The organism is Streptomyces sp. NPDC056738, from assembly GCF_042790435.1.
In the GTDB taxonomy this organism is placed as follows: Bacteria; Actinomycetota; Actinomycetes; order Streptomycetales; family Streptomycetaceae; genus Streptomyces.
Map to the genome: position 1 here is coordinate 110,665 of NZ_JBHTZF010000008.1, position 23,919 is coordinate 134,583.

The 23,919-nt window shown below is 71.9% G+C and carries 20 protein-coding genes and 1 riboswitch; of the genes, 9 read left to right on the forward strand and 11 right to left on the reverse strand.

The features are described 5' to 3' along the window. Positions 1-119: 119 nt before the first annotated feature. The 5 genes from ACFRIC_RS22080 to ACFRIC_RS22100 form a co-directional block, all read right to left on the reverse strand. Complete coding sequence (locus tag ACFRIC_RS22080; protein ID WP_382788239.1) at positions 120-932, reverse strand: AIM24 family protein; 813 nt, start codon at positions 930-932, stop codon at positions 120-122. Positions 933-1,089: 157 nt separating this feature from the next. Further along, a complete protein-coding gene (locus ACFRIC_RS22085; RefSeq protein WP_382788241.1) occupies positions 1,090-1,926 on the reverse strand; it encodes a calcium-binding protein in 837 nt (278 codons plus the stop codon). Positions 1,927-2,207: 281 nt separating this feature from the next. Then, on the reverse strand, positions 2,208-3,590 hold the full coding sequence (locus ACFRIC_RS22090; RefSeq protein ID WP_382788243.1) for an MFS transporter: 1,383 nt from the start codon (positions 3,588-3,590) through the stop codon (positions 2,208-2,210). Positions 3,591-4,111: 521 nt separating this feature from the next. Then, on the reverse strand, positions 4,112-5,767 hold the full coding sequence (locus tag ACFRIC_RS22095; RefSeq protein WP_382788245.1) for an amidohydrolase: 1,656 nt from the start codon (positions 5,765-5,767) through the stop codon (positions 4,112-4,114). 214 nt (positions 5,768-5,981) lie between these two features. After that, complete coding sequence (locus tag ACFRIC_RS22100; protein WP_382788247.1) at positions 5,982-6,941, reverse strand: Lrp/AsnC family transcriptional regulator; 960 nt, start codon at positions 6,939-6,941, stop codon at positions 5,982-5,984. Positions 6,942-7,092: 151 nt separating this feature from the next. Between ACFRIC_RS22100 and ACFRIC_RS22105 the strand changes: the two genes are divergently transcribed. Beyond that, on the forward strand, positions 7,093-8,115 hold the full coding sequence (locus tag ACFRIC_RS22105) for a C-terminal binding protein (protein ID WP_382788249.1): 1,023 nt from the start codon (positions 7,093-7,095) through the stop codon (positions 8,113-8,115). Then, positions 8,112-8,909 carry a class II aldolase/adducin family protein gene (locus tag ACFRIC_RS22110; protein ID WP_382788251.1) on the forward strand — a complete coding sequence of 266 codons (798 nt, stop codon included), beginning with the start codon at positions 8,112-8,114 and terminating at the stop codon, positions 8,907-8,909. Before ACFRIC_RS22105 ends, ACFRIC_RS22110 begins: the two co-directional genes overlap by 4 nt. 117 nt (positions 8,910-9,026) lie before the next feature. Here the strand turns inward: ACFRIC_RS22110 and ACFRIC_RS22115 are convergent, their stop codons facing one another. Beyond that, positions 9,027-11,843: a M4 family metallopeptidase gene (locus ACFRIC_RS22115; protein ID WP_382788253.1), complete on the reverse strand. Its 2,817-nt coding sequence runs from the start codon at positions 11,841-11,843 to the stop codon at positions 9,027-9,029. Between the two features lie 227 nt (positions 11,844-12,070). Here ACFRIC_RS22115 and ACFRIC_RS22120 point away from each other — a divergent pair, with 227 nt between their 5' ends. The 3 genes from ACFRIC_RS22120 to ACFRIC_RS22130 all read left to right on the forward strand — a co-directional run bounded on the left by ACFRIC_RS22120 (position 12,071) and on the right by ACFRIC_RS22130 (position 14,810). Further along, positions 12,071-13,081, forward strand: a complete 1,011-nt coding sequence (locus tag ACFRIC_RS22120) for a LuxR C-terminal-related transcriptional regulator (RefSeq protein ID WP_382788255.1) — start codon at positions 12,071-12,073, stop codon at positions 13,079-13,081. Between the two features lie 131 nt (positions 13,082-13,212). Beyond that, complete coding sequence (locus ACFRIC_RS22125; RefSeq protein ID WP_382788257.1) at positions 13,213-13,767, forward strand: RNA polymerase sigma factor; 555 nt, start codon at positions 13,213-13,215, stop codon at positions 13,765-13,767. Next, positions 13,764-14,810, forward strand: coding sequence for a hypothetical protein (locus ACFRIC_RS22130; RefSeq protein ID WP_382788259.1), 1,047 nt, complete (start codon positions 13,764-13,766; stop codon positions 14,808-14,810). Before ACFRIC_RS22125 ends, ACFRIC_RS22130 begins: the two co-directional genes overlap by 4 nt. Positions 14,811-14,919: 109 nt before the next feature. Here ACFRIC_RS22130 and ACFRIC_RS22135 read toward each other — a convergent pair whose 3' ends face one another. After that, entirely contained in the window at positions 14,920-15,915 is a 996-nt protein-coding gene (locus ACFRIC_RS22135) for a helix-turn-helix domain-containing protein (RefSeq protein ID WP_382788261.1), read from the reverse strand. Positions 15,916-16,073: 158 nt separating this feature from the next. Between ACFRIC_RS22135 and ACFRIC_RS22140 the strand changes: the two genes are divergently transcribed. Continuing rightward, positions 16,074-16,382, forward strand: a complete 309-nt coding sequence (locus tag ACFRIC_RS22140; protein ID WP_382788263.1) for a hypothetical protein — start codon at positions 16,074-16,076, stop codon at positions 16,380-16,382. 170 nt (positions 16,383-16,552) lie between these two features. Continuing rightward, positions 16,553-16,753: a hypothetical protein gene (locus ACFRIC_RS22145; RefSeq protein ID WP_382788265.1), complete on the forward strand. Its 201-nt coding sequence runs from the start codon at positions 16,553-16,555 to the stop codon at positions 16,751-16,753. A 225-nt stretch (positions 16,754-16,978) separates the two neighbouring features. Here the strand turns inward: ACFRIC_RS22145 and ACFRIC_RS22150 are convergent, their stop codons facing one another. Both ACFRIC_RS22150 and ACFRIC_RS22155 read right to left on the reverse strand, forming a co-directional pair. Continuing rightward, positions 16,979-18,268, reverse strand: a complete 1,290-nt coding sequence (locus ACFRIC_RS22150; protein ID WP_382788267.1) for a tachylectin-related carbohydrate-binding protein — start codon at positions 18,266-18,268, stop codon at positions 16,979-16,981. A 263-nt stretch (positions 18,269-18,531) separates the two neighbouring features. Then, entirely contained in the window at positions 18,532-18,906 is a 375-nt protein-coding gene (locus ACFRIC_RS22155) for a (2Fe-2S) ferredoxin domain-containing protein (protein WP_382788751.1), read from the reverse strand. An 84-nt stretch (positions 18,907-18,990) separates the two neighbouring features. Then, a riboswitch (cobalamin riboswitch) is annotated at positions 18,991-19,116 on the reverse strand. A 97-nt stretch (positions 19,117-19,213) separates the two neighbouring features. Here ACFRIC_RS22155 and ACFRIC_RS22160 point away from each other — a divergent pair. Next, positions 19,214-19,990 (forward strand): 3-oxoacyl-ACP reductase family protein, encoded by a 777-nt coding sequence (locus tag ACFRIC_RS22160; RefSeq protein WP_382788269.1) that lies wholly within the window; start codon positions 19,214-19,216, stop codon positions 19,988-19,990. A 124-nt stretch (positions 19,991-20,114) separates the two neighbouring features. Here ACFRIC_RS22160 and alc read toward each other — a convergent pair whose 3' ends face one another. Further along, positions 20,115-21,239: an allantoicase gene (alc, locus tag ACFRIC_RS22165; RefSeq protein WP_382788271.1), complete on the reverse strand. Its 1,125-nt coding sequence runs from the start codon at positions 21,237-21,239 to the stop codon at positions 20,115-20,117. A 48-nt stretch (positions 21,240-21,287) separates the two neighbouring features. After that, a complete protein-coding gene (allB, locus tag ACFRIC_RS22170; RefSeq protein WP_382788273.1) occupies positions 21,288-22,628 on the reverse strand; it encodes an allantoinase AllB in 1,341 nt (446 codons plus the stop codon). Positions 22,629-22,976: 348 nt separating this feature from the next. Between allB and ACFRIC_RS22175 the strand changes: the two genes are divergently transcribed. Beyond that, complete coding sequence (locus ACFRIC_RS22175) at positions 22,977-23,780, forward strand: IclR family transcriptional regulator (RefSeq protein ID WP_382788276.1); 804 nt, start codon at positions 22,977-22,979, stop codon at positions 23,778-23,780. The last annotated feature ends 139 nt before the right edge of the window (positions 23,781-23,919 follow it).

Sequence of the window (23,919 nt, forward strand, 5' to 3'; positions counted from 1 at the left end):
TGCCTGCTTCCTGACGGTGGGATCTGCTGACATCAGGACAGACCCCACCGGCGCCCGCAACTCATCGGTCCGCACCGAAATCGCCCGGCGCCGCTGCCGGGCGACGCCGGGCCGGGGGCTCACCCCGCGTCGGTGGAGAACAGCCCGCCCGTCGGACCCTGCTTGTCGCCGCCCTGGGCCTTCCTCAGGGCGTTGGCGAGGCTCTCGATGGTGAGGGACTGGAGGATCACCCGTCCGCTGCCCTCCAGGGTGGCCAGGGACAGGCCCTCGCCGCCGAAGACGGCGTTCATCAGGCCCTGCCGGTTGAGGCCGCCGATGCGCTGGATGCCGTACCGGATGCCCTCCTCGAAGGCGACCACACAGCCCGTGTCGACCTCGATGCGGCCGCCGAAGTCGGCCGGGTTCAGGTCGATGAAGTTGCCCGCGCCCGCGATGATCACCGTGCCGTGGCCGGTGAACTTCTCCAGGACGAACCCCTCGCCGCCGCTGCGCCCGGTCCGGCCGCCCTGGAAGGCGATGCCGAACTGCACCGTCGACTCCGCCGCCACGAAGGCATCCTTCTCGGCGAACCACGCGCGCGTGCCGTCGAGCTCCAGGGCGCGCATCTCGCCGGGCAGCACGCCCGCGAAGCCGACGGTCCCCTCGCCGCCCGTCGACGTGAAGTACTGGAACGCCAGCGACTCGCCCGCGAGGGCGCGCTGACCCGCCTGCATGGCGGTCCCCACGGCCTGGCGCAGCATGCCGCCCATACCGCCACCGCTCGGCTGGCCGCCGCCCCCGCCACCCGAGGGCCCGGAGAGCCGCGTCTCCATGGTCACGTTGGTCGTCTTGAACAGGAACTTTCCCGCTTCGCAGTACACGGTCTGGCCGGGGCGCAGGTTGACGACGGCCATCTGCATGGCGTTGCCGACGATTTCTTGCTGAAGAGTCACGCCGTGAGAACGCTGGAAGCGGAGCGAAGAGTTCCGCTCGCCCGGATGGCATGCGGGCGACGGCCGCCCGGCCAGTCCGGGGGGCGGGTCGGGCCGGGTCACCCGCCCCCGTCCGGACGACAGTCGGGGGCGGGCGTCCGGGAGCCGGGGCGGGACGCTAGTTCTGGAAGACCGCGTCGGTGCCCGCGCCGCCGGAGAGCGTGTCCGTGCCCGTGCCGCCGTGCAGCACGTCGTTGCCGGTGTTGCCGTAGATCGTGTCGTTGCCGCCGTCCCCGTACAGCTTGTCGTCGCCCTTGCCGCCGTACACGAGGTCGGCGCCGGCGCCCGCGCGGATGACGTCGTTCCCGTCGTCCCCGTACAGGCCGGGGTCCTGCGCCGAGGCGGTTCCGGTGAGCGTGTCGTTGCCGGGGCCGCCGTGGCAGGCGGAGGAGCAGCCCGTGAGCGTGTCGTCGCCCGCGCCGCCGAACGAGCCCTCGCCGTAGACGCCGCCGCCCCCGTCGAGGCGGTCGTCGCCGTCCTCCCCGTACAGCTTGGACCCGGAATTGCCCTTGAGGACGTCGCGGCCCTTGCCGCCGTGGACCGTGTTCAACGTGGGGCCGGAGAGCGTCGCGGTGTCGTTGCCGTCGCCGAGGTAGGCGTCGAAGTAGTCCGTGTCGTTGGTGCCGCCCACGCCGACGGATTTCGTGCACTCGGCGACCTTGTGGTCGGTGGGCGACGGATAGCGGCACTGGTCCGTGGAGAGGGTGATGTCGTACGTGTCGCGGAATGTGATGAGGACGAGGTAGTAGTCCTCGGAGTCGACGTCGACTTCCTTCGCCGTGACTTTCAGCTTGTTGGTCTGTCCGGCGGCGGCCTGGTACCGGAATTCGCCCCAGCTGGTGCGGCCCAGGGTGGCCGAACCCGTGGCCGCCTGGGCGGTGGACGCCACGAACACGCCTCCGCCGAGGGCGAGCGCGAGTGAGGCGGTGGAGGCGATGGTCCTTAACGTGCGCATACGGAAATGGCCCTTCGGGAAATCGGCGAGCGGAGTGTTGTTTCCGGTTCACGCGGTGGGACACCGCGCCGCGGGCGGGGGTTGTAATGGAATGCGGTTCATTTCCGACGGACGGCCCCGATTTCCCTGCCCTTAACTCGGGCGACACCGTCTGGTGGCCCGAGCCGCGGGGCCGGAGGGCGACATGGACGACACACGCTCTCCCGGCGCCGGAAGAGAGAACGGCTCGGGGCCGCCCCGGACGTCCGGGGCGGCCCTGAGGTCGGTGCGGGTGACGCGGCTCAGACGCCGGCGGTCGCCGGCTCCGGCACGGTGGTCGGTACGTCGGTCGTCACCCGCCGCCGGTGGTAGGTCCGCAGCCGCAGCGTGCACCAGATGCCGATCACGGAGGCCGCCATCAGGGCGACGGCGGGCGGCCAGTACGCGCCGCCGGCCAGCGAGGACAGCCCGACCGCGGTGACCGGTGCGAAGCCCCCGAACACCAGGTTGCAGACCTGGTACGAGAGCGAGATGCCCGTGTACCGGACGTGCGGGGCGAAGCCCTCGGCAAGGATCGCGGCCATCGGCCCGTACAGCGCCGACATCACGAACCGCATCGCGAGCATCATCGCGTAGATCAGCGCGACGCTTCCGGTGTTCATGACCATGAACTGCGGGATCGAGAGGAGCACGACACCCGCGAGGCCGCCGACGACGACCTTGTGCGAGCCGATCTTGTCACCGAGCAGGGCCAGGAAGGGCGTGACCAGGAGTTCCAGGAACGCGGCGAGCGAGAGGCCGTTGAGGAGCATCGACTCGGACAGGTGCCGGTCGTCGGTGCCGTACGAGAGCAGGTAGCTGGTCACGACGTAGTAGCCGCCGGTCGCGGTGGCCAGGGAGAAGACGCCGACCAGGACCGTCCGCCAGTCCTTGCGCAGCACTTCGGCGACGGGGAGCTTGCTGACTGCGCTCTGCTTGCCGTCCTGCTTCCCGGCCTGCTCGTTCCGCTTCTGCTCGGCGTGGATCTCGTCCATCACCGGCGAGTCCTCCAGCTTGGTGCGCACCACCAGGCCGATGCCGACGAGGACGGCGGAGGCCAGGAACGGTACGCGCCAGCCCCACGAGTCGAAGGAGGCCTCACCGAAGAGGTTCATCAGGCTGAACATGCCGGTCGACAGCAGCGCGCCGACGGACGAGCCGAGCTGGGCGAAGGAGCCGAAGAAGGTGGCCTTGCCCTTGGGGGCGTTCTCCACCGCGATGAGCACGGCGCCGCCCCACTCGCCGCCGATCGCGAGGCCCTGGATCAGGCGCAGCACGATCAGCAGGACCGGGGAGAGGACGCCGACCTGCTGGTAGGTGGGCAGCAGACCGATCGCGAAGGAGGCGAAGCCCATCATCAGCAGGGTGATGACGAGGGTCTTCTTGCGGCCGACGCGGTCACCGATGTGACCGAACACGATGCCGCCGAGCGGGCGCAGCAGGAAGCCGACGGCGAAGGTGGCGAAGGCCGAGATCGTCTTCAGGGAGGTCGGCATGTCGGCCGGGAAGAAGACGTCGTCGAACACGATGGCCGCGGCCGTGGCGAAGGCGTAGAAGTCGTACCACTCGATGGACGTTCCGGACAGGGCGGCGAGGGCCGTTCTGAACGGGCTCTGCGGAGTGCGCGGGGTGGTGCGGTCCGGCACGGGGACCTCCGGCGGAAGAGTGCGGTCGGGGACGGGAACTGCGGCGGTGTGGGGGCTGGTTCCGGGGTGGTTACCGGACCCGGCGACCGGGCCACGAACGGGATCGTCCGGCCGCCGGGAGACGAGGGGTACGCGGGACGAGGCCCGCGGCGGATCGGCACCGCGGGCCCTGGGCCGCGCCGCCGACCGACGTGCGGCACCGCGGACCGGTGGGCCGGCGCCGCAGACCCGGGGTGAGCGCCGCCGACCAGGGAGCGGCGCCGCGGATCGCTGGGCCTGCGCGACAGGCCCGCGAGTCAGGCACCGCGGACCGGTGGTGGGTCAGCACCGTTGGCCCGGGGCCCGCGGCGCAGACCGGTGGACCTGAGCCGCGGACCGGTGTGCTGGCAACGCGAGCCCTGGTCTGCGCCGCGGGTCAGCGGGTCAGGACAGCGGGGCCTGGTCTGTGCCGTGGGCCAGGGCCGGCGCCGCGACCGGTGGGTTGCGGCACAGGCCGGTGGGTCCGCGCCGCTGACCCTGGGTCAGCGGTCGGGGGCTGCCCAGGCCCGGTGGCCGCCGATCCAGGTCTCGCGGACCCGGATGCCGGTGAGTTCGTCGACCGGCACGGTCAGCGGGTCGGCGTCCAGGACGCAGAAGTCGGCGAGCATGCCCGGCGCGAGGGCGCCGACCGCGTGCTCACGGTGCAGGGCGGCGGCCGCCGCACCGGTGTGCGCGTGCAGACCGGCCTCGACGGGCAGGCGCAGCGACTCGTCGCCGAGGACGGTGCCGAGCACGGTCCGGCGGGTCGCCGCGGCGGCCACGGCCTCCAGCGGGGCGGGCGGGGCGACCGGCGCGTCCGAGGAGAAGACGACCGGGACCCCGGCCCCCGGACAGTGGCCCGCCGGGTTGTAGCGGTGCCCCATGTCGCCGATCGCGGTCAGGGTGCCGTCGCCGGTGCGCAGGTGGTGCTGCGGCTGCATGACGGGGATGACGCCGAGCTCGCCCATGCGCTCGATCTGCTCGTCCGTCGGCAGCCCGGAGTGCTCGATGCGGTGGCGCATGTCGTCGCGCGGGCGGTCGGCCTGCGCCTTCTCGATCGCGTCGAGCACCATGCCGATGGCGTACGGGGACTGCGCGTGCGTCGCCGTCTGGAGGCCGGCGGCGTGGGCGCGACGGACGATCTCCGCGTACTCCTCGGCCGAGTGGTAGAGCTGGCCGTGGTGGCAGCAGTCGGCGGCGTAGCCCTCGGGGAAGTAGGCGGTCCAGCCGCCGAGGGTGCCGTCGGCGTAGAACTTCACGCCCTGCACGCGGAACCGGTCGTCGCCGAAGCCGCGTACCGCGCCGAGTTCGAGGGCCGTGTCGAGCAGCGCGGAGGTCAGGTAGGCGGAGACGCGCATGCGCAGGCTGCCGTCGGCGTGGGCGCGCAGGTAGGTCTCCATCTCGCGGCGCGAGACCTGGGCGTCGCCGATCGTGGTGACACCGGCGGCGAGGAAGACCTCCTGGGCGCGCAGCAGGTGGTCGGCCATGATGTCGTCGGGCTCGGAGAGGTGGAAGTTCGGTCCGTGGTTGCCGATCTTCACCCCGGCCGGGCCGGTGAGCAGGTCGCAGGCCGCGTCCCAGAGCTGTCCGTCGGGCTCCCCGTCCTCGAAGTGCCCGATGCTGCCGCCCTCGGGAGAGGGGGTGCCGGCGGTGATGCCGCAGGTGCGCAGGGCGTGGGAGTTGACGACGCCGCCGTGGCCGGAGGCGTTCATGACGTAGACCTCGCGGTCGTCGGCGACGCGGTCGAGGTCGTGGCAGTCGGGGTGGCGGCCCTCGGCCAGGCGCCGGTGTTCGTAGCCGAAGCCGCGGACCGGGACCCCGGCGGGCAGGTCGCGCCCGGCCTCGCGGAGCACCTCGACCATCGTGTCGATGTCGCCGACCCGCTCGGGCCGCAGGTCGACCCAGGCGAGGGCCTGCCCGTACATGACCGGGTGGCAGTGGGCGTCGACGAAGCCGGGGTGGACCAGGCCGCCGTCCAGGACGAGTTCGGTGTCGGCGTGGCCGCCGAGGGCCGCGCGGGCCTCCTCGGCGGTGCCGACGTGCACGACGCGGTCGCCGCGGACGGCGAGGGCCTCGGCGCGGACCGAAGTGCCGGGGACGGCCACGGCGGCACCGGTGACGAGCAGGGTGCGTTCGGGGGATGCGGACGGACGGGGCATGGCTGGCCTGCTTTCGACCGGGAGGTACGGGGGGTACGCCGACAGACGATTCGACTTGGAGAACCATAGATAGCGAACGACTGGTTGACCAGAGGGTCGAGTGAAGAATGTTTGGTAAGTCGAATCACGTGATGACTTACGTATCGACTGTGGCACCCTCGAACGCGCCCTCGGGTCGGCGGGACAGGCCTGCCAGGCCGGCGACCAGGGCCCCTCAGGCCGGGCGCGGCCCCATGTCGTACCGCTCCTTGATCAGTTCCAGATGGAGCCAGCTCTCCACCTCGCGGACCTCGGGCAGCTCCCGCATCTCCTCAAGCGTGGCCCGCACGGCCGCGAACGACTCCGCCGTGATCGTGCCGACCAGCTCCGCGCGCCCCAGGCACGTCGACAGGAACGTCACCCGTTCCAGAGCGGCCACCCGCTCCGCCACCCGAGCGGCCGTGCCGGCCACCCGCAGGCTGAATCCACACAGGTAGCCCATGCCGAGCACGTCGGGCCGCACCAGTGCGACCACCTTCGCCACACCACCGTCGAGGAGGCGCAGCGTGCGCGCGCGGGTGGCGCCCGGCGACAGGCCGACCCGGCCCGCCAGCTCGGCGAACGGGAGCCGCCCGTCCTCCTCCAGCTCCGCGAGGATCCGCCCGTCCAGCTCGTCCTGGAGCGCCACCGTCGGCTCCTGAGCCAGCAGATACGGGTCCTTCACGTGCCGCGTCGCGACCAGCGGGTCCACCGTGCGCACGCCCTCCATGGCCCGGATGCGCTCGATGGTCCGCTCCAGCTCTCCGAACCCGGCCGTACGCAGCTCCGTCATGATCGACCGCCGCCCGCTGGTCAGCGTCACGAAGGGCGCCTGGGGAAGTGCCGCGATCGCACGGGCGACCGGTGCGGCGGCCCCCTCCGTGTCGATGGCCAGATGCGCCGACGCGGTGAGCCGGTGGACGGCCGGATGGGCGATCGCCACGATGCGCACGGCTCCCGACTCCTGCAGCCGCTGCACCCGCATCCGGGTCGCCGGGCGGGACAGCCCCACCTGCTGGGCCAGCGTCTCGTAGGTCAGCCGGCCGTCGGCCTGAAGCCCACGCACGATCGCCAGGTCGGTCTCGTCGAGATCCACGGGCAGGTCCCCTCGGTCCTTGGTCGGCCCGGCCGGGAGCCCGGCCGGGTCTGTGCTCATTCTCGGACAGCACGCGAAGGCCCCGGACGGCGGCCGCATCGCCGTTACCGCCGAGACCCCGAACAATCATCTCGTCCAGGGTGGACAAGAGGAACGGTCGAAACGTAAGTTGCATGCCGTTATGGCAATCGAATCATCTATGGAGCGTGCCGTGTCGCGACCCGTGGCAGTGATCACCGAGACGGAAGAGCTGGACCCCGGTCCGGCCCTGGAACTGCTCTCGGAGGCCGGTTTCGACGCGCGATTCGTCGGCAGCCGCGCTCCCGAGGCCATCGCCGCCGCCGCGCACGACGCGGACGCGCTGATCGTCGGGTACGCGTCGGTCGACGCGGCCCTCCTCGACCGGCTGCCCAGGCTGCGGATGCTCGCCACCATGTCCGCGGGCCACGACATGATCGACACCGTCGAGGCGGCCCGCCGCGGACTGTGGGTGGCCAACCTGCCGGACGCGGCCACCGAGGACGTCGCCGTGCACGCCCTGGCCCAGGCGCTCGCGCTCGTCCGGCGCCTCCCGCAGGCCGACGCCGTGGTCCGGGGCGGCGGCTGGAACGCCGATTTCACCGAAGTGCCGCGCCGTGTGAGCGAGTTGACCCTCGGCCTGGTGGGCTTCGGGCGGATCGCCCGTACCCTCGCCCGGATCGCCGCCCCGCTCTTCGGCCGGGTCGTCGCCCACGACCCGCACGCCACCGAGTGGCCCGAGGGCGTCGAACGGGCCGACCTGGACACGCTGGTCTCCGAGGCGGACGTCCTCTCGCTGCACACCCCGTCCACCGCGCGGACCCGCGGGATGGTCGACGGGCCGCTGCTCGCGCGTATGCGGCCCGGCGGCTTCCTCGTGAACGTCTCGCGGGGCGACCTGATCGATGCCGGTGCCGTGCTCGCCGCCCTCGACAGCGGCCGGCTCGCGGGCGCCGCCCTCGACGTCTTCCCCTGCGAACCACCCGCCGCCGAGGACCCGTTGCGCCGCCATCCGCGCCTCCTGCTCTCCCCGCACAGCGCCTTCCGGACGGACGCCTCGCTGCGCGCCTACGTCACCGGACCCGCGCACAACGTCATCGCCTGGTGGACCACCGGACGCCCGCACACCCCGGTCGTCGTCCCCGCGACGGCCACCGCCCCCGAACCCGCCGCCACCGCCCCCCGCACGGCCAGCACGCAAGGAGCCCCCGCGTGACCGACCTCCTCACCAGCCCCGTCAGCGCCGCCACGGCGGACGCCGCCGCCGAGGAACTGCGGCTGCGCCGCGAACTCGCCGCCGTCTACCGGCTGGTCGCCCACTTCCGGATGACCGATCTGATCTTCACGCACATCTCGCAGCGGCTGCCCGGCCCCGACAACCACTTCCTCATCAACCCGTACGGGCTGCTCTTCGAGGAGATCACCGCCTCCAACCTGGTCAAGATCGACCTCGACGGCAACCCCGTCGAACCGAGCCCGCACCCGGTGAACCCGGCCGGATTCGTGATCCACAGCGCGATCCACCGCGCCCGCCCCGACGCGCACTGCGTACTGCACACCCACACCAAGGCGGGCTGCGCCGTCGCCGCCCAGCGGGGCGGTCTGCTGCCCCTCAACCAGATGTCGATGGAGTTCCACAACCGCGTCGGCTACCACGACTACGAGGGCGTCGCCCTCAACCTGGACGAGCAGGAGCGCCTCGTCGCCGACCTCGGCGGCCACCCCGCGCTCGTCCTGCGCAACCACGGCCTGCTGACCGTCGGCGACAGCGCCAAGCAGGCGTTCCTGCGCATGTACTACCTGGAGAAGGCCTGCGAGATCCAGGTGACCGCCCAGGCCGGCGGCACCGAGCTGATCATCCCCTCCGACCAGGTCGCGGAGTACACCGCCCGCCAGCTCACCGGTGAGGGCGGGGCCTCCTCCGACTTCGAGGACCACGACGCCTACGACCTCGCCTGGGCCGCCCTGCTGCGGCTCGCGGAGCGGATCGCGCCGGACCATAAGGACTGAGCGAGAGCCGGGCGCGGACGGCGCGGCCGACCGCGTACAGGAAAGGCGGCCGACCGCGTACAAGAGGAGCGGCCGGACTCCCCCGGGGCCCGGCCGCTCCTGTCCGTGCGGGTCAGATCAGCACCGGCCCGCCGGACGGTCCCGCTTCACGAGGTTCGTGTAGCCGGTGGTGCCGTCCAGCCACAGGACGCGCTGTCCGCCGTCGGCGGCCGCGTACACCTGGTCGCCGCGGTCGCAGGAGACACGCTGCACGCCGCCCGTGCCGTCGGACGCCGCCTGGTACAGCTTCGGCAGCGTGTCGTTGGCCCACGAGGTGGCCGGGGGCAGCGAGCCGACGGTGACCGCGTCGTCCGAGGCCGTCAGCGTGTAGGCGTACAGCGAACTGTCGGCGGACTCCGGGACGACCGTGGTCGGGCCCGAACCGTCGAGCGCGGCCCGCTTGACGGCGGCCTGGCCGGTGTCGGTGGCGTCGTCGTCCTCGATCCAGGTGACGCCGTCGTCGGTCAGAGCGGTCTGCCCGATGCCGATCGCCCTGCTCTTGTCGACCGGCATCAGCGTGATCCTGCCGGTGGCGGTGTCGAGGACCTCGACGCCGAGCTTGTAGCCGTCGGACTCCGCCCACATCTTCGCGTAGGCGATCTTGCCGTCACGGACCGAGGGCAGCGCGGTGGCGACGGCGTAGCTGCTGTTGACCTGCTTGGCCTCGCCGGTCCTGATGTTCAGGTACCAGACGTGCTGGAGACCGTAGTACGGGTCCGGCACGGTGTAGGCGAGGATGTCGCCGTTCAGCACGAGCCCGGAGACGTTGGCCGCGGTGCCGCCGACGACCTTGTCGACGCCGCTGCCGACGGGGCGCACATGGAAGGAGACCGAGGTCGAGCCGAACTCGGCCCAGGCGACGTTCTTTCCGTCCGTGGTGGCGTAGACGTTGTAGTCGCCGTTGTTCGGACTCTTCTGCTCCGGCGTGCCCTTGCCACTGGTCTTGCCGACCCACACCGAGTACGGCTCGCTTCCGTCCTCGTTGGAACGGGAGAGCGCGTACGTGCCGTTGCCCGCGCTCACACCGGTACCGGCGACATTGACCTTGGACAGGATCGTGTCGGCGTCGACGCCGAGCGCCTTCTCCCAGCCGGGCACGATGCCGTGCGCGTCGAAGGAGGTCTTGACGGTCTTCAACTGGGCCTTGGTGACGCCCAGTTCCTGAGCTGCGGCGACGACCGCGGCGCGGCCCTCGGTGAAGCCGTCCAGCGGGGTCATGTACGCGGACAGCGCGCGGTAGACGATGCGGTCGGCGAGCTCACCGCCGAGGTCCTGGCGCATGTCCCACAAGGCCCCGGAGAAGATGGTGGAGTTGAGGTGCACCCCGCCGTTGTCACCGCGGAAGCTGACGCCGATGAAGTTCTTCGAGGTGGTGGCACCGTCGTTCAGGTCGCGCAGGGCGCACTCGCGCGGGCTCTTGGTGGTGCACAGGTCCTCGCCGAGGAGTCCCGCGTCCGGGTCGTCCATCGACTGGTGGTTGGCCTCCAGGTCGATGGCGTTGCCGAAGTAGTCCGCGAGGGCCTCGTTCATGGCGCCGGACTGGCCCGCGTAGACCAGGTTCGCGGTGTGCTCGACCACACCGTGGGTCATCTCGTGGCCGACGACGTCGGTGTCCGCGGAGAACGTGCGGAAGTCGCCGCTGCCCTGGCCGTACACCATCTTGGTGCCGTCCCAGAAGGCGTTGTCGTAGGGCTGCCCGTTGGAGGTCACGCCCACCAGAGAGTAGATGAAGCCGTTCTTGTCGTCGAGACCGTTCCGGCCGAAGTGGTCCTTGTAGTAGTCGTAGACCTTGCCGGCGGCCCAGTGGGCGTCGACCGCGCCGGAGTCGGTGTAGTCCTCGCCGAGGTCGGTGGTGGCCGACTGGAAGGTCTTGATACCGCTCGGCCACACCCCGGACGCGGTGGAGACGTCACGGCCGCGGGCGTCGTAGGTGGCGATCATCTCGCCGTTGTACGGGCTGTCCGCCGCCCGCTTGCTGTAGTCGATCATCTCGTAGACACCCTTGGTGTCCTTGTACAGGTTGAGCTCGGTCTTCTCGCCGTTGTAGCGAACGCCCGTGCCCTTGACCACCAGTTGGTCGGCGGCCGCGGCGGCGTCGGCGTCACCGGCCGGCGCGGTGCCCGCGGTGGCGTTCGCGGCGGTGCCCGTCGCGCCGAAGGTCTCGATGCCGCTGTACTGCAGCACGGGGAAGCCGGAGCGGGCGTCGATGTACACCTCCTGCCGCACCGGCGTGCCGTCGCCGGTGCCGGCCCCGGTGACGGTGATGTGCCGGGTGAGCACGCCGGTGCCCCGCGGCAGGATCGTCAACCCCTCTTCCTCGCCCGTCAGTTGCAGGCCGGCGGCCTTCTCCCCCTTGGCCGGGGCGTGCAGCAGCCCACCGCTCTGCTGCGTGGTGACGGCGGCGACCGCGCGCTCGATCGCCGTCCTCTCGGAGACCTTCGGGGCGACCGAGCCGAGCTTCAGGCCGGTGAAGTAGTTGCCGGAGGTGCCGGTGACGGTGCGCTTGCCGTCCTTCGCGGTCATCCGGACCAGATACTGGCCGCCCAGGACCGGGACGCCCTTGTACCTCTGCTGGAGGCGGACCGTCTCCCTGCCGCCCTTCTCGGTCGTGGTCCCGGCCGAGACCAAGCCCTTCGCCGAGGTGTCGGCTATGTGGTACCGGCCCTTCCTGGCCCTGAGGTGACCGCGGGCGGCGTCGGCCGCGGTCCCGGTGACGGCGGCCTCCTCGTGCAGCCCGGTGACGAGCGAGGGCGTGTCGGTCCCGGTGCCCGGCGTCACGCCGGACGCGTCGGACGTGGTGGCCGCGGTGGCCGTGTCCGCGTGGGCGGCCGGCACGGCCGTCACCAACAGGCCCGCGGCGGCGAGCAGTGCCGCCGTCCCCTGGCCGACGGACATCCCGCCGTGCCGCTGCCTCGCTGTGGCTGATCTCCTGCGTCCTGCACTCCGCACGGTTGCCCCTCCGGTGTCACAGCTGCGTGAACGGATATCGGATGCGGACATGCAAATGCCGGAGCGGGGGTGTGAACAATGCGTTCCGGGTGCGCACTTGTGTACGTGCACACTTGTGTGGTCTGCGAGAACATCGCCTTGTGCGGCCTGCGAGAACGGGTGAGAATCCAGGCGTGAGTCGGGACACGGTGGACGAGCGGTGGCGGGCTCTCGGGCTGGGTACGGAGGAACTCAAGGTCTACGAGGCCTTGTTGAACATCCCCGAGCATCCGTCCCGAGCGGCACTCGCCCGGTCCACCGGCCTCTCGGCGCCCCGGCTCGCGGCCGCCCTCGACCACCTCGGCGAGCACGGGTTCACCCGGACCGCCCGTGACCTCGCGATGCCCGTCGCGATCCCTCCCGCCACCGCGCTGCGCAATCTGATCCACGTCCATCAGGCCGATCTGCTGCGCAGGTCGGCCGAGTTGGAGGAGCTCACCGGAACGGTGGACCGGATGGCCGCCCGACTCGTCGGCTCCGCGCACGGCGCCCCGGCGCTCGGCATCGAGACGGTCCGGGGCGGCGAGGCGATCGCCGCGCGGGTGGCCTCCCTGCTGGTCTCGGCACGCACGGAGGTGGCGCTCCTGGACCGGCCGCCGTACGCGGCGAGCGAACCCGACGGCATGCCCTCCCCGCTCGACGTGACCGAGCCGGTACGACGCGGGGTGCGGGTGCGGACCGTGGTGGACCGCGAGGGCCTGAGCTTCCACGGCCGCGCCCGGGGCCTCGGCGATCTGGCCGCGCAGGGGGTGCAGATCCGGGTGGGCACCGACCTGCCGACGAAGCTGATCACGGTCGACCGGCGGGTGACGCTGCTGCCGCCGACGGACGCGGCGGACCCGACGGCCTCGGCCCTGGTGGTGAACGACTCGCTCCTGAGCAACGCCCTGGTGCCGCTGTTCGAGGCGATCTGGGAACGGGCCGTACCCATCGGATCCCCGTCGGACAGCCAGATCACGGAACAGGACCGGGAGCTGCTGACGATGCTCGCGTCCGGCCTGAAGGACGAGGCGATCGCCCGGCGCCTCGACGTCCACGTCCACACGGTCCGCCGCCGCATCACCCGCCTGATGCGGTCCCTGAACACGCAGACCCGGTTCCAGACGGGGGTGCAGGCCGCGCTGCGGGGCTGGCTGACGGTGTGACCGCGGCCGGCCGCTCGGCGCGTCCACCGTGACGCGGCGCCGCTCCCCGGCCCGGGCGCGCGAACGCTGCCGACGGTTTCCGCCAAGTAAGGGGTGAGACCGCCGGCCGGCGGTCCGGAGACGGAGGTCCCATGACATCGGGCCCGGACGACGAGGAGCTGCTGGGCCGCACGGCACGCGACCCGGCCGCCTTCACGCCGTTGGTGGAACGCCATTCGGCGGCCCTGCACGGCTACTTCACCCGCCGCGCGCCCGGCGCCGCCGACGATCTGCTCGCCGAGCTGTGGCTCCAGGCGTTCGCGGCGCGCCGCGGTTTCGACGCGGCCCGCGGGTCCGTACGGGCCTGGCTGTTCGGCGTGGCCAGGAACGTGCTCTCCGCCCACTGGCGGCGGGACGCGGCGGCCCGCCCGGACATTCCGCGCGCCGCCGGCGACGACGATCCCTGGGAGGCGGTGGACGACCGGCTCGTCGCCGCGGCGGTGGCACCCAGGCTGCGCGAGCTCCTTGCCGGACTACCCGACGTGGAGCGGGAGTTGCTGCTGCTCGTCGCCTGGGAGCAGCTCACGCCCAGCGAGGCCGCCGGCGTGGTCGGCATACCCGCGGCGACCGCCCGCACCCGTCTGCACCGCGCGCGCAGCCGTCTGCGCTCGGGCGCCCCCTTCGACCTGTCAGGAGACCTGACATGACCGAGAAGACCGAATCTGACGACTTCCTCGACTTCCCCGGCGCCGACGAACTGATCGCGGCCGGAGCCGTGGCGCCGCCCTCGGACGCCAAGGTCAGGGCCGTACGCGACATCCTGGCGCTCGTCGCGGCACGCGAGGCCGCACGGGCGCCCGCCCCCGCGGAGTACGAGGGTGCGATCCCCCTCGCCACGGCCCGACGCGGCGGCCCGGCGGCCTCCCTCGCGCCCCCGATGGACGTGCCCGAGGACGATGTGGTCGTCCTCGGCCCCGACGAGCCGGGCACGGCACCGCGGCGGCGCCGGCTCTCGCGGCGTGGAGGGATCCTGGCGGCGGCCGCCGCGGTGGCCGCGATCGCGGCGGGGGCGGCCGTGTATCCGGTGCGGGACGTGACGGACAGGTCGGTGTCGACGGTCTCGTCGGCCTCGGAGTTCCTGAACGGTATGGCGAAGGTCTCCGCGAAGGCGGGGGCGCACGAAGGAACGTACTGGATGGTCCACTACACGTCGAAGGACGGCCGGAGGACGGCCACGTACGCCGTCTACTGCACCCGGGCGGGCACCACCTGGGTTCGCAAGGGGGACGCGAAGCCGCGCAAGTCCGGTAGCAGCACGGTGAATTGGAAGGTCGGCGACAAGCGCCTGTCCTGGACGGAGTTCGACCGTCTGCCCACCGACCCGGAGAAGCTGAAGGCCTGGTTCTCCAAGGACCCCGAGGAACGGTTCGAGCAGGTCCTGTCGTTGCTGGAGACGTCACCGGCGGGCCCCGAGCTGCGCTCCGCGCTCTTTCGGATCGTCGCGAGGACACCGGGTCTGACCGTGAAGTCCGGAGTAAAGGACAGCCGGGGCCGTACGGGCACGGAGATCGTCTTCCGCGGGTCCACGCGGGTGGAGAAGCCGGGCTTCAAGCCCGTGTCCGTCCCGTACTCCCTCCGCTATGTCCTCGACCCGGACACGAGCCGCGTTCTGGAAAGGGGCGCCGCCGGAGCCGACCCGGTGGTCCGCACGACCTATGTCGAGGTCGGCTGGACGAACCGCGTCCGCTGACCGGCGAAGGCGGCGGTCCCGGTTTCCGGGGCCGCCGCCTTCGGACATCGCCCGACCGGCCGGCGGCCCCCGGGCAAGGGTTCAGGAGCGCTGGTTCAGGAGCGCTGATTCAGGGGCGCGGCGGGAGCCAGCCCTGCTGGACGGCCCTCACGCCGGCCTCGAAGCGGCTTCGGGCGTCCAGGCGTTCCATGAGTTCGGAGGCGATCCGGCGGGCCGTACGGTGGGAGACCCCGAGCCGTTTGGCGATGGCCTCGTCGGTGTGGCCCTCGGCCAGGAGCCGCAGCGTGGTCGTCTGCTGGCCGGTGAGTCCGTTCGGGTCGGTGGGGACGGTCTCGCCGAGCGGCTGGGCGGATTCCCAGGTGGTCTCGAAGAGCGCGCACAGGGCGGTGAGCGTGCCCTGGCCGGTCAGCAGGACGGCGCCGGCGGCGGTGTCGTCGCTGCTGACCGAGATCATGGCGGTCTCCCGGTCCATGAGGATCATCCGGGTCGGCAGGGACGGCACCGTGCGGACCCGGCCGCCCAGCCGGGCCAGCCAGGTGGCGTGTTCGACGGTGGGCCGGTTCGTACGGACACTGTCGAGGTAGATCGTGCGCATGCGCACCCCGCGGCCGAGCAGGTCCTCGTTGAGGGGCCGGGAGGCGGCCATGTTCTCCGCGGTCTGCGGTCCGCCCGGGGCGAAGGCCAGGAACTCCTCGCGCACCTCGCGGGTGAGTACGGCCAGCCGGTCGCGTATCTGGTCGAGGCCGACGAGTTGCTCCACCCCGGGATGGCTGGTGGCCGGGCGGAGCTCGGCGTACTCGGAGATGAGCTGGGCCGCGGCGGCCCGGGAGGATTCGAGGCGCTGCTGCTGGGCCGCCAACTGGGCCTGCTGGCGGCCCATCAGGATCTCCATGCCGATGTCCGGGGAGACGGCCCGGAGCCGGCCGGCGTCCCCCGCGGCCGGGCGCACCAGGGCCAGCTCGCTCAACGTGTCGAGGGCGTCGCGCACCTCGTCCCCGGACAGTCCCACGGTGTCGGCGAGGGCCGCGACACCGGCTGCCGGACTTCTGAGCATGGCGCGGTACACCGTCTCCGCGGCCGTATCGAGTCCAAGTGCGGTCAGCATCCGGTTCCCCCCAGTTTCCACAGACCCTCCCCTGTCCCACGATGATCTTCGCAGAGGACCGGGGATCGCCACAGGGGGAAGGACCAAACCGGCCAAGGCCTCAACTGGCCATCACGCGAGCCGACTTGTCGGCGCATCGCGTTGAGATTCTGGACCGCATGTACCTGGTCCACACATATCTGGAACTGCCGTACGGCGACGAGCCGCCACCGAACATCAGAACTCTGGTGCGAGCGGCGATCGTGCCCCGCGACGGTGTCGAGCACGTCGCCGTGCACACCGTCTCGGCGGTCGAACTCACCCTTGGCTTCTACCTGTTGGCGGACACGCTGGAGGAGGCGGAGGAACGAGCGGTGCGGGCCACCCGCCGACTGCTCCGCGTCGTACCGCAGTTGGCCGGGGCGCGGCCGACCGGTGCCGGGGTGCCGTTGATGCCCCTGGCCTTCGAGCCGCAGCCGGTGGACTGAAACGGCCTGCCTGGACGCATCGGTCCAAGGCCGCTTCCGTCCATCCGTGAACCCTTTCCTCTGGCCTGAGCTGCGACGAACCTATGAGTCACCGGCCGAGGAGAGCGCCACCGCGGGGCGCGACACCAGGCCGGACACCGCATCTCGTCCCGGAAGGAACGGAAACAGCCATGCTTCGTACCCGCATCGCCAAGGCCGCCGCGGTCACCTCCCTCGTCGTCGCCGCGGCTCTCGCCGCGCCGGTGGTCACGCACCGGTCCACGGCGGACGCGGTTCCGGCCTCCTCCGTTCTCGCCTCCGACGCCGGCTGGCAGGTCGCTCCGGCAGACGCCGGCTGGCAGGTCGCTCCGACGGACGCCGGCTGGCAGTAGCCCGCCCGCCGCGTACGGCTGCGGCTCGCCGCTGCCGCGGCCCGTCGGCCCGTCAGTCCGCCAGTCCGCCAGTCCGCCAGTCCGAAAAGGGCGGTGCCCCCTCGTGGCGAGGGGCACCGCCCTTTTCGGCGTGGGCCGGAGCAGGGCAGACGTCTCCCAGGGCGCGCGAACGCCTCGAAGGCCCCGCCGGGGATCGGCGGGGCCTTCGAGGCGTCAAGTGGGGTGTCAGGCAATCTTCTTGTAGCGCAGGGCGACGTAGTCCGAGGCCGGGTGGCCGCTGATGTCACCGCTGTTGATGTTCGCGGTCGAGTAGTTCATGTCCGTGGCCGGGCTGCTCTCGGAGTAGTAGTAGAAGGTGCCCGCGTCCTGGTTCTTCCAGCCCGCGAAGATGACGGCGTGCTCGGAGTAGTCGTTCAGCGCGTCGCCGGGCAGGAGGGCGGTCTTGCTGATCTGCGTGCTCGCGCTGGGCAGCGTCTCGGTCGTCAGCGAGGTGGTGAGGTGCCAGGCCATGGAGACGAAGCCGGAGCAGTCGGTGCGGTAGGAGTGGTCGCCGTCGACGTCCACGGCGGAGGCGCCCTGGTCGTACTGGACGTTGCGGTTGTACCAGTTCTTGGCCCGGTCCATGACCTCGCTGCGGTAGATGGTGCCGCCCTGGACGGACTTCGGCGGCGCCGCCGGCACGTAGGCGCAGTTGTTGGCGTAGGCCGACAACAGGCTCTGGGTCCAGCCGGAGGCGTCCACCGGGTCGTCGGAGTGGTACGTGATGTCGCCGCCGTCACCGTCGGTCGGGTCGGCGTCGGAGTACCAGTACATGCCGCCGTTGGTGCGGCCGTAGTAGAGGCCGCCGCCCGGCGAGGAGAGCGAGTCGACCGCCGACCACCCGCTCGCCTTGAGGACGGAGAGGTCCCAGTCGTCCACTCCGTTGATCTTGTAGCTGAGCAGCCGGCCGTCGGCGGTCGAGGCGACGATGCGGTCGTCGCCCGCGGCGGCGAGCGTCTTGAGGACGAAGCCGGTGTCGATCACGACGTGCTGGCCTATGTGCTCCGAGCCCGCCGGCTTGGGCTGGGAGACGACGTACTGGTGGAGCTGGCCGTCGACGGTCCCGTAGAGGTGGCCGGCTCCGTCGTAGACCATCTTGTCGAAGGTCCAGCCGCCGTCCCAGATCTTGACGACTCCCGCGACCCCGAGGGAGGTGTTGTTGGTCTGGATGTCGACGCGGTAGAGGTCGCCGGTGGTCGACGTGACCAGGACCGTGTTGAAGTTGAGCGTCGCCATCGCCTTGGGCGTGAAGCCGAGGTTCGGGCCGATGAGCGTCTTGACGCGGTTGCCGGTGTCCGGCGCGATCTGCGTGTACGTCAGCCGGCCGTCCGAGAGCGTGCCGTACATCGACACGTCCCCGGAGCAGGACGCGACGGCGTGTGCTGCGCCGGCGGTGGTGGCCACCATGCCGAGGGACATCGCGCCGACGGCGGCGACGGCTGCGGTGGTACGGCGGACGGCGTGGCTGAACTTCATGATCTCTCCTGCGGCGTGGAAGTCGTACGGGCGAAGGCACGTCACCGACCGCCCGGCTGCCCTGCAGGTGCAGCCGTGGAGGTCGTCCCGGGCGGGTCGCCCGGTGGCAAGAACTACTTTCGCCGCAGGTCAGGCGGGGTGGAAGAGAGATCGACTGGACGCAAACGGCCTTGGCCCGTTGCGTCCTGACACGGCGTCAAAATGCCCCGGGGCGTCGCATTCGGCGCCCCGGGGCGGGTCGGCCGGCCCCTGCGTGCGCAGGCTCAGGAGTCGGCCGGGCGCCCCGGCGGGGTGAAGGTGTACAGGTCGAGGATGTCCGGCGGCGGAGCGACGCCCGGACCGCCGGCGCGTACCCAGGTCACGATGTCCTCGGTCGCTTCGGGGTCGTTGACGAGTCCGAGCCAGACGGGCCGCGCGCCGGCCGCCCGGCCCGCCGCGGACGGCTGTACGACGACGACGTTGGCCTGGTCGCACACGTCGAGGCACTCGGAGACGCGCACCGGTACCTCGGCGCGCAGCCGCGCGGTCTGTGCGGCGTGGTCCACCCCGGTCACTTTGGGACTGCCGCAGCAGCAGTCCCGGCACACGACGACCCGGCACGGCACGGGTCCGCGCACCGCCGCGGACTCCCCCGACATCTCTTCCGCCGGCGTCTTGGGCACAGCGCACCACTCCCCTCCCGGGGAGATCCGCCCCGGTGTCGATCGAGGAGGCGACCGCGTGAGTCTCCTGGCTCCCGGATCCCCGAGCGCTCCGCCTTCCCACCCCGGTCGGGGCAGTGGCATGCCGGAGCGCGCTCACCGGTCACAGTGGCGGGACCGCGCCGGATTCACACCGGCTTCCTCGTTCCGCCGTCGCCCTATGTCGCCGGTCATCATGTCATCCGCCGATGTCGGTGTCCGTTCGCCGCCAGCGTCCCGCGGCCGCGGCGGCTGGGATGGGTTCATGACTTCTCAGACCCTTCAGACCTCTCAGACCTCTCAGCGAGACATGGACGGCAAGGTGGCCCTCGTGACCGGCGGGAGCCGGGGCATCGGGGCCGCGACGGCATTGCGGCTGGCCCGCGAGGGCGCGGACGTGGCCATCACCTATGTGAGCGGCAAGGAGGCCGCGGAGGACGTCGTACGGGGTGTCGAGGCGCTCGGGCGCAGGGGGTTGGCCCTGCGCGCGGACGCCTCCGACGCGACGGAGTCCGGCACGGTCGCGGACCGGGTCGTCGCGGAGTTCGGGCGGCTCGACGTCCTCGTCAACAACGCGGGGGTGGGGGTCCTGGGTCCGCTGGAGTCCCTGACCCCGGCGGACGTGGACCGGGTGCTCGACGTGAACGTCCGGGGCGTCTTCCTGGCCTCCCGGTCGGCCGCGCCGCATCTCGGGGACGGCGGGCGGATCGTCACGATCGGCAGTTGCATGGCCAAGCGCGTGCCCGGTCCGGGAGGGACGCTCTACGCGATGAGCAAGTCCGCGCTGGTCGGCCTGACCAAGGCGCTGGCGCGGGAGCTCGGCGGCCGCGGGATCACCGCCAACATCGTCCATCCCGGTCCCGTCGACACCGACATGAACCCGGCGGACGGCCCGTACGCGCCGGGCCAGAGCGCGCTGACCGCCGTGGGCCGCTTCGGCACCGCCGACGAGGTCGCGTCGCTCGTCGCGTACCTGGCGGGGAGCGAGGCGGGATACGTCACGGGGGCGGAGTTCGCGGTGGACGGCGGACACGCGGCATGACGAGCGAGGATCCGATCGGGGGCGGCCCCGGCATGCGCTGAGCCCGCTCCTCCGGAAGGGGGAGCCCCTTCCGGAGGAGCGGAGTCCCCCGTGGTGTGCCCGGCTGCGGGCCGAACCGGGCCGCTCAGCCGCCCAGTTCCTGGTGGCGTGCCGTCAGGCGGGACGCGCCCTCCTCCGTCAGGGAGCCGAAGAGGCGCAGGCGGGAGATGCCGCCGTCCGGGAAGATGTCCACGCGCGCGTGCGTGGCGACGGCGGGTGCGGCGAGGGTGAAGCGGTGGTTGGTGTCGGGCTGGAGGCGGGTGCGGGGCAGGATCTCGGTCCACTCCCCCGCGTCCGGGCCGTCGCCGTCGCGCACCGAGACCGAGGCCCAGCCGGCGCTGTTGCCCTTCAGGTACGCCGTGTCGATCTCGAAGGCGCGGATCTCGGACCGGGCGACGAGCCGGTAGCGGATCCAGTCGTTGCCGTCGTCGCGTCGCCTGCGGGTCTCCCAGCCGTCGTCCATCTTGCGCGAACGGCCGGGCTGGATGGTGTTGGTGGCGGGTGAGTAGAAGAGGTCGGAGGCGTCCTCGACCTGTCCGCCGTTCTCCAGGGCGACCACGTCGAACGTGCCGAGGGCGGACAGCCAGCGCGGGTCGGGCACGACCTCGCCGTACACGCGCAGCCGGGCGATGCCCCCGTCGGGGTGCTGGTTGACCCGCAGGTGGGTGAAGCGCTGTTCGACCGAGACGGTGAATCCGTTGGCCGCGTGACCGCCGACCGGCGTGCGCGGTACCAGAGTCGTCCACTTCACCTCGTCCGCCAGGAGTTCCTCGGGGGAGGGCGAACCGGGCACGGAGGCGCCCTCGACCGACACCGCCTGCGGATAGTTGCCGCGGAAGTGGGCGGTGTCGACGACGATCCCGCGGATCACCCCGGGGGCACCGAGCCGTACCAGGGCCCAGTCGTGGTCCTCGGCGGTCGGCCACGGGTGCTCGGCGGAGGCGCCGCGGCGCCGCCGGGTCTCCCAGCCGTCCATGACCTTGCCCTTGTGGCCGAAGTGCTCGGGGTCGAACTCGGCGGCCCCGGCGACGAGAAGGTTCTCGCGCTGGGCGAAGAACTCGTCGTTGGCGGCGACGACGCCCGCGCCGAGCTGCCGGTCCGCCAGGTTGGCGTACCGGGTGAAGGGGAAGTCGGTGGTGCGGTAGTCCGCGTACGGGTCACCGCCTCCGTAGGGGTTCGCGTCTCCGGTGAAGCTCTGGGTCGCCGTCACGGTGATCAGGGGTTCCTTTCGCGAGTCGGCCGCCACGGGGCGGGGGAATCAGTTCGTACGGGTCAGCAGGTGACCCTTCGGATCGGTGAACTCGCCGTCGGCGAAGACGCGTTGGCCGCGCAGCCAGGTCGACTTCACGACGCCGGCGAGGGTCCTGCCCGCGTACGCCGTCACGCGGTTGCGGTGCTGGAGCGCGGCGGGGTCGACGGTGAAGGTCTCGTCGGGGGCGAACACCGCGAAGTCGGCGTCGTGTCCCGCCGCGATGGCGCCCTTGCTGCCGCCCAGGCCGACCAGTTCGGCCGTGCGGGAGGACATCCAGCGGACCACGTCCTCCAGGCCGTGGCCGCGCCCGCGGGCCTCGGTCCAGACGGCGGCCAGGCTCAACTGAAGGCCGGAGATGCCGCCCCACGCGGTCGCGAAGTCGTCCGTCTTGAGGTCGGCGGTCGACGGGGAGTGGTCGGTGACCACGCAGTCGATCGTGCCGTCGGCCAGCGCCCGCCACAGCAGGTCCTGGTTGGCGGCCTCGCGGATCGGCGGGCAGCACTTGAACTCGCTGGCGCCGTCAGGGACTTCCTCGGCGGTCAGGGTGAGGTAGTGCGGGCAGGTCTCCACCGTGAGCCGGACGCCGTCGGCCTTGGCCGCTGCGATCAGCGGGAGCGCGTCGCTCGACGACAGGTGCAGCACGTGCACCCGCGCGTCGAGACGCCTGGCCTGTGCGACGAGGCTCTCGATTGCGGTGTCCTCGGCGTCCCGGGGGCGCGAGGCGAGGAAGTCGGCGTACCTGCGGCCGCCCTTCTGCGGGGCGGCGGCGAGATGGTGCGGGTCCTCGGCGTGCACGATCAGCAGTCCGCCGAAGCCGGCGATCTCGGCGAGGGACCGGGCGAGCTGCTCCTGGTCGAGTTCGGGGAACTCCTCCACGCCGGACGGCGACAGGAACGCCTTGAACCCGAACACACCGGCGTCGTGCAGGGGTTGGAGGTCCTTGACGTTGCCGGGCAGCGCGCCGCCCCAGAAGCCGACGTCGATGTGTGCCTTGGCGCGGGCGACGTCCCGCTTCGTAGCGAGGTGGTCGACCGTCGTCGTCGGCGGGAGGGAGTTGAGCGGCATGTCGATCAGGGTGGTGATGCCGCCGGCGGCCGCGGCGCGGGTCGCGGTCCAGAAGCCCTCCCACTCGGTGCGGCCGGGGTCGTTCACATGGACGTGGGTGTCGACGAGGCCGGGCAGCAGGACGTCGTCACCGACGTCCTCCAGCCGGGCGCCGGACGGCACCTCGGCCTCGTACGGCAGCACGGCCGTGATCCTTCCCGCGGCGACCGCGACCGAAGCGGCGCGCGTCCCCTCGGGCGTGATGACGCGCGTCGAGCGCAGCATCAGTTCGGCATCGGACACCCGGACCCCTCTCTCCGCCGCCGTCGTCTCCCGTTGCCGCCGGGTTGCTTCCGCGTAACGGAATTCAACTTTCTGTTGAAGAAGTCTTCACCCCGACCTCCGCCCCGTCAAGGGCTCATTTCTCCACCCTCCCCCGACCCGGCCGAGATCCGCTCCCGCTGCGCCCGGTCAGGAGGTTTTCCGTATGACGAAATCACTCTTCCGACAGACAGAAGTAGCCTTACCCTACCTGGTGGCCCGTCGGGTGCCGGGTAGGCTGCGCTTCTGCCTGCCCGCCACCCGCCGCCGCCCCCTTCGAGAGTCTTCGGGTCACCCCGCTCGATACCGCGCCCCGAAAGGACCGCCGCCGTGCCGCCGTCCAGCGCCAGCACCACCGACCCCAGATCGTCCGCCTCCAGTGGCGGCGTCCAGTCCCTCGAGCGCGCCTTCGATCTGCTGGAGCGCATGGCGGACGCCGGGGGCGAGGTCGGTCTGAGCGAGCTCTCCGCGAGCAGCGGGTTGCCGCTGCCCACCATCCACCGGCTGATGCGCACCCTCGTGGCCTGCGGATACGTACGGCAGCAGGCGAATCGCCGATACGCGCTCGGCCCCCGGCTGATCCGCCTCGGCGAGTCCGCCTCCCGGCTGCTCGGCACCTGGGCCCGCCCCTATCTGGCGCGTCTGGTGGAGGAGACCGGCGAGACCGCGAACATGGCGCTGCTCGACGGGGACGAGATCGTCTACGTGGCCCAGGTGCCGTCCAAGCACTCGATGCGCATGTTCACCGAAGTGGGCCGCCGGGTGCTCCCGCACTCGACGGGCGTCGGCAAGGCGCTGCTGGCCCACACCCCGGACGACGAGGTGCGCGCGCTGCTCGCCCGGACGGGGATGCCCGCCGCGACGGAGAAGACGATCACCACTCCGGACGGCTTCCTCGCCGCGCTCGACGAGGTGCGCCGCACCGGTTACGCGATCGACGACAACGAGCAGGAGATCGGCGTCCGCTGCCTGGCCGTCCTGGTGCCGGACTCCCCGACCGCCGCCGCGATCTCGATCTCCGGCCCGGCCGGCCGGGTCACCGAGGCCGCCACCGAGAAGATCGTGCCGGTGCTCCAGCAGGTCGCGGCGGAGCTGTCGGAGGCCCTGGCCAGCACGGGCCAGAGCACCGGCTGACCCGACCACAGGCCGCGGGCCACGGGCTCACAGGCCACCGGCCACCACGGGCCCACCGGCCAGAGGCCACAGGTCACGGGCCACCAGCTGATGCGCAGGCCACCGACCGCGGACCACAGGCCATCAGCCACCTGCCGCG